This window comes from Planktosalinus sp. (genome assembly GCF_059864935.1).
On record NZ_JCBCCK010000488.1, the window covers coordinates 1 to 5,637 of the forward strand.

7 protein-coding genes are annotated in these 5,637 nt (G+C 36.7%); all 7 read left to right on the top strand.

What is annotated here, in order from left to right; genetic code table 11:
• Positions 1 to 1,172: phytoene desaturase family protein (locus AC6F75_RS14145; RefSeq protein WP_500715734.1), on the top strand; the 1,172-nt coding region annotated here is incomplete at its 5' end.
• An 11-nt stretch (positions 1,173 to 1,183) separates the two neighbouring features.
• Positions 1,184 to 2,023, top strand: a complete 840-nt coding sequence (locus AC6F75_RS14150; RefSeq protein ID WP_500715735.1) for a squalene/phytoene synthase family protein — start codon at positions 1,184 to 1,186, stop codon at positions 2,021 to 2,023.
• A 1-nt stretch (position 2,024) separates the two neighbouring features.
• Positions 2,025 to 2,474: a sterol desaturase family protein gene (locus AC6F75_RS14155; protein ID WP_500715736.1), complete on the top strand. Its 450-nt coding sequence runs from the start codon at positions 2,025 to 2,027 to the stop codon at positions 2,472 to 2,474.
• Between the two features lie 2 nt (positions 2,475 to 2,476).
• Complete coding sequence (locus AC6F75_RS14160) at positions 2,477 to 3,169, top strand: lycopene cyclase domain-containing protein (protein ID WP_500715737.1); 693 nt, start codon at positions 2,477 to 2,479, stop codon at positions 3,167 to 3,169.
• Between the two features lie 94 nt (positions 3,170 to 3,263).
• Positions 3,264 to 3,671 carry a hypothetical protein gene (locus AC6F75_RS14165; protein ID WP_500715738.1) on the top strand — a complete coding sequence of 136 codons (408 nt, stop codon included), beginning with the start codon at positions 3,264 to 3,266 and terminating at the stop codon, positions 3,669 to 3,671.
• 102 nt (positions 3,672 to 3,773) lie between these two features.
• Positions 3,774 to 4,811 (top strand): M28 family peptidase, encoded by a 1,038-nt coding sequence (locus tag AC6F75_RS14170; protein WP_500715739.1) that lies wholly within the window; start codon positions 3,774 to 3,776, stop codon positions 4,809 to 4,811.
• A gap of 103 nt (positions 4,812 to 4,914) precedes the next feature.
• The coding region (locus AC6F75_RS14175; protein ID WP_500715740.1) for a choice-of-anchor L domain-containing protein at positions 4,915 to 5,637 on the top strand (723 nt) is incomplete at its 3' end.

Here is a 5,637-nt window from a genome sequence, read left to right on the forward strand (position 1 = left end):
TCATAACAATAGAAGATACGCTTGACAAAATTTGCATTGCTTTTGAAAAAGAAGAAAAAGGCTGTTCAGTTAAACTTAAAAAATTTATTGCAAAGGCTCAGGACAACTATAATATCGCTATTAAAGATTTGGTTTATAATCCCGGGGTTTCACCCTTGGAATTGGTCACACCGGTGACCATTAAAAAAATCGGTCAATTTTTCAGTACCATTAGTAAAGAAGTACGAAAAGAATTTAAAAATGAAAGGCTCATTTCCATTCTTGAATTTCCTGTTTTATTCCTTGGCGCAAAAGCCTCAAACACACCGGCATTTTACAGTTTTATGAATTATGCCGATTTTGGTTTGGGAACTTTTCACCCAAAAAAGGGAATGTATAGTGTTATTGAAGGTATTCAATCATTGGCTCTGGATCTGGGCGTTGAAATTCAAACCAATGCCAATATTGAAAAAATCAATGTTGAAAATGGTGCTGCAACCTCACTGGTTGTAAATGGGGTTACTATAAAATCAGACATTATTTTAAGTGGAGCCGATTATCACCACACCGAGACATTGCTTGACACTAAATACAGGCAATATTCTGAAAACTATTGGGACAAAAAGATATTTGCACCATCATCGTTGTTATTTTATGTGGGTTTTGACAAAAAAATCAAAAATGTGGAGCACCACACCCTGTTTTTTGATGTGGATTTTGAAGCTCACGCAAAAACCATCTACGACACCCCTGAGTGGCCAAAAGAACCGCTTTTTTATGCCAGTTTTCCTTCAAAAACAGACGATAGCACTGCACCACAAGGAAAAGAAGCAGGAATATTTTTAATTCCATTGGCTCCCGGATTGTCAGATTCACCTGAATTGAGAGAAGAGTATTTTAAAAAAATTATGACCCGTTTTGAAAAATTAACCGGTCAGGATGTCAAAAAAAATGTTATTTTCCATGAAAGTTTTTGTGTAAATGACTTTGTAGAACAATACAATTCCTATAAAGGGAATGCTTATGGTCTGGCAAATACATTACTTCAAACTGCTTTCTTAAGGCCAAAACTTAAGAGCCAAAAAGTGAAGAATTTGTTCTTTACCGGGCAACTTACAGTACCTGGCCCGGGTGTTCCTCCTTCACTTATTTCAGGAAAATTGGTCACAGGTTTAATAGAAAAAGACATATAAACTTACACCTTATGAAAGCACTATTTGATTCTGTTTCAGAGAAATGCAGTAAGACGGTTACCCAGTCTTACAGCACTTCATTTTCAATTGCCACAAAAATGCTAGCCGGAACAATCAGGCAGGACATCTACAACATTTATGGTTTTGTACGTTTTGCAGATGAGATTGTTGATTCATTTCACGAATACGACAAAGAAAAACTTTTTAAACGATTTGAACAAGAACTTGAAAATGCTCTTAATGACAAAATAAGCCTCAATCCCATTTTAAATGCTTTTCAACATACCTATCATAAATACAAAATAGATAAACACTTAGTTGATTCATTTATGAAAAGTATGCGACTTGATCTCCACAAGAAAAAATATTTGACTCAAGAGGAGTATAAAGAGTATATTTATGGGTCGGCTGATGTGGTAGGACTAATGTGCCTGAAAGTTTTCGTAAAAGGAGACCAAAATAAATTTGATGACCTGAAAAATGCCGCTATGCATTTGGGTTCAGCCTTTCAAAAGGTCAATTTTTTAAGGGATTTAAAGGCAGACCACGACGATTTAAACAGAAGCTATTTCCCCAATACCGATTTATCCTTGCTTGATGAAGAATCAAAAAACAAAATAATTAATGAAATTGAAGTTGATTTTGCAATAGGCTTTCAAGGAATCAATAAATTACCTGTTGAAGCCAAATTTGGTGTTTATACTGCTTATATTTATTACAAAAAATTGCTCAACAAACTCAAAAATATTCCTTCAACTCAAATAAAAAATACACGTATCAGGGTAAATAACTATCAAAAAATGAGTTTGTTGGCTCAATGTTATGTCAATTACAGATTAAACTTGTTATAAAATGGAAATTTTAATTTGGATCGCTGTTTTTCTTGGAACTTTCCTCTTTATGGAATTTATGGCGTGGTTTACACACAAGTTTATCATGCACGGTTTCTTGTGGAATTTACACAAAGACCACCACAAAAAAGACCACGACAGTTGGTGGGAACGCAATGATTTTTTCTTTTTGTTTTATGCGGCTGTGAGCATCGGTTTTTTCCTCGCATGGAAAAACCTTGATTTTTGGTATGGGTTGCCCATAGGCTTAGGGATTTTTGCTTACGGCCTTACCTACTTTTTTGTCCACGACATTTTCATCCACCAACGTTTTAAGTTGTTCAGGATTGCAAATAACCGCTATGCAAAAGCCATAAGACGAGCGCATAAAATGCACCATAAACACACCGGCAAAGATAAAGGCGAAAGTTTTGGGATGCTGGTTCCTCCATTGAAATACTTCAAAAACTAAGTATGGACTCACTTTACCTTTGGTTGAATCTTGGATCGGTTTCCATTCCTTTTTTATACAGTTTTCATCCCAAATTGAAACTTTATAAAAAGTGGAAATATATGTTTCCGTCCATCATCATTATGATGTTGTTTTTTATTCCATGGGATATTGTATTTACCGCAAACGGCTTCTGGGGTTTTAACCCGAAGTACTTAACAGGGGTTTATATTGTAAATCTACCTTTGGAGGAGTGGTTATTTTTTATCTGTATTCCGTATGCCTGTATTTTTACACACTATGCGCTTTTGTATTACTTCCCAAACTGGAAACTTTCTGAAAAAACAACTACTGTAATTTCATACACGCTCATTACAGCAATGCTAATTTTAATTGCCCTGTTTTATGACAGGTGGTATCCTTTGATTAATTATGTTTATGCGGTGATTTTGATTTTTTTGGTTTTGAAATACCGCAAAGATTTACTGCAACAATACTTCCTGACCTTTTTAGTGATGCTTATTCCCTTTTTTATAGTAAACGGAATCCTCACCGGAAGCTTTATTGAAGAGCAGGTAGTTTGGTATGACAATTCCCAAAATCTGGATGTAAGAATGTTCACTATCCCCGTTGAGGACAGTATGTATGCATTTACAATGATACTGACACCTTTGGTGCTGACCGAATATTTTGTGAAACGGTTTTCCGGCAATTAGAATTTTTTAAATAAATAAAATTTCACTCAAAATTGTTGCTTTACATACAATTTTGTAACTTAGCAACTTATTAAAAATTTTTAAATCAAAAATTATGTTTTTATCTTTTATAAAGAAATTTTCATTGTTAATGGTGGTGTTTGCAATGGCCCTTTTTGTCTCGTGCAAAGATGACAAATCAAAAGAATCTTCTGATTCTGAAACCACAACTACTGAAACAGTAGAAAATAACGCTACACAAACCAATTCAAATAGTGGTGATGTTGCTTTAAACCCACCTCATGGTGAGCCGGGACATCGTTGTGAAATTCCCGTTGGAGCACCTCTTAACGGTTCTGATGTTAACTCGTCTGTACCTCAATCAACTCAATCACCTGTGATTAAGAGTACCGGTGAAGTTCCAATTAATGGAGCCAATACTGGAACAACAGGAAGGGTAAATCCGCCTCACGGACAACCGGATCATCGTTGTGATATCCCTGTAGGAGCTCCGTTGGACTAATTGAAAACTCAAAAAACTTAAATGTGAAACCTTCCTGGAAAGTTTCACATTTTTTTTTGTTTAATTTTTGAAACGAATCTTATTTTTACCAAAATCTAAAAAATGAAAAAACTCATCTTCCTTGCCTTTGTTGCACTTTTTATAAGCTGTAAAACTTCAACTTCAAATCCATCACCGGAAACAACATCAACAACTGTTCAAATCAGTTCCGTTGATTATGAAGGTATCATCACCGCCAAAGAACTTAGAGAACATCTTTTTATCATCGCCTCAGATGAAATGGAAGGAAGAATGACCGGTGAACCCGGCCAGAAAAAAGCTGCGGAATACATCAGGGATTTTTTCATTGAAAACAAAATCAAATCACCTTTGGGTGAAAACAATTATTTTCAGATTGTACCCGCTAGTTTTTTCCGTGAAGGTAGTGGTATCAAGGATTCAGAAAATGTAATCGCTTTTGTTGAAGGCTCTGAATATCCTGAAGAAGTTATTGTAATTTCTGCTCACTATGACCACACAGGTATTGACAGCAATGGAAACATCAACAACGGTGCTGATGATGACGGCAGTGGTACAGTAGCCACGATGATGGTAGCCAAAGCCTTTCAAAAAGCCAAAGAAGAAGGTAACGGCCCAAAACGCTCTGTGGTATTTTTGCTCGTTACAGGTGAAGAAATTGGTCTTTTTGGTTCAAGGTACTATACTGATGTTGATCCTGTATTTAAACTTGAAAATACTGTTGCCAATTTAAATATCGATATGATTGGTCGCATAACTCCTGAAAAAGAAGAAAATTCTGACTATGTATACCTGATTGGCACCGACAGGTTAAGTCAGGAGCTTCACAATCTCTCTGAAGACATTAACAGAATGTATGTGGGACTTGAACTCGATTATAAATTCAACGCACACAATGACCCCAATCGTTTTTACTACAGAAGTGACCATTATAACTTTGCTAAACATAACATTCCCGTGATTTTCTATTTTAACGGGGTTCATGCAGATTATCACAGGCACACAGACACACCCGACAAAATTGAGTATGACTTACTTGAAAAACGGGCAAGACTGGTTTTTCACACCGCTTGGGAGCTCGCCAACAGAAAAGAGCGAATCAAAGTTGATATCAACGAGTGATACTTTCGTTGATTTTAAATCCTACTGTTAAATTTAGGGCTTATAATCTTTTCATTACGTATTTTTGCAGCACAAAATTTATTGATTAATAAGTCCTGTGTTCATGCGTTTTTTGTTCGCCTTATTGGTGTTGACATTTTTCCCCAACCTCACTTTCTCACAGTACATAGAAGTTCAGGACAACTTTACGGCACAACAACTTGTGGAAGATGTACTCATCAACAGCCCTTGTGCCAATGTATCCAATTTTTCAGCAAGTGGGTGGGATCAATTCCCCAGTTATGGTTATTTTTCAGCCGGCACAAGTAATTTCCCTTTTGAAGAAGGTATTTTACTCACAACCGGAAAAGCGGTTTCAGCCATTGGACCAAACAATACATTACTCAGTGAAGGCACAACTTCCTGGCTGGGCGATATTGATTTGGAACAGGCCATAAACGAGCCAAATACAATCAATGCAACTGTGCTGGAATTTGATTTTCTTCCCATGGCCAACAAAATCATCTTTGAATACATCTTTTCGTCAGAACAGTATTACGCATATACCAATCCCACCCAATGTAATTATTCAGACGGATTTGCATTTTTACTCCGTGAAGCCGGCTCTCAAAATCAGTATCAAAACCTGGCGGTAGTACCGGGCACCAGCATCCCGGTTAAAATCACGACCATCAGAGGCGAAGGCACCATTTGTCAGGCTGCAAATCCGCAGTTTTTTGATGCCTATAACGGTGTGCAACATCCCACGAATTATAACGGACAAACCAAAATTTTACGTGCCGAAGCCCTTGTAAACCCCGGAACATTGTACCACATCAAACTAGTT

What these genes read in the sequence shown, in the direction of transcription:
- AC6F75_RS14160 (WP_500715737.1), top strand. Translation starts at nt 2,477, where the DNA reads ATGGACTCACTTTACCTTTGGTTGAATCTTGGATCGGTTTCCATTCCT.
- AC6F75_RS14155 (WP_500715736.1), top strand. Translation starts at nt 2,025, where the DNA reads ATGGAAATTTTAATTTGGATCGCTGTTTTTCTTGGAACTTTCCTCTTT.
- AC6F75_RS14170 (WP_500715739.1), top strand. Translation starts at nt 3,774, where the DNA reads ATGAAAAAACTCATCTTCCTTGCCTTTGTTGCACTTTTTATAAGCTGT.
- AC6F75_RS14150 (WP_500715735.1), top strand. Translation starts at nt 1,184, where the DNA reads ATGAAAGCACTATTTGATTCTGTTTCAGAGAAATGCAGTAAGACGGTT.
- AC6F75_RS14165 (WP_500715738.1), top strand. Translation starts at nt 3,264, where the DNA reads ATGTTTTTATCTTTTATAAAGAAATTTTCATTGTTAATGGTGGTGTTT.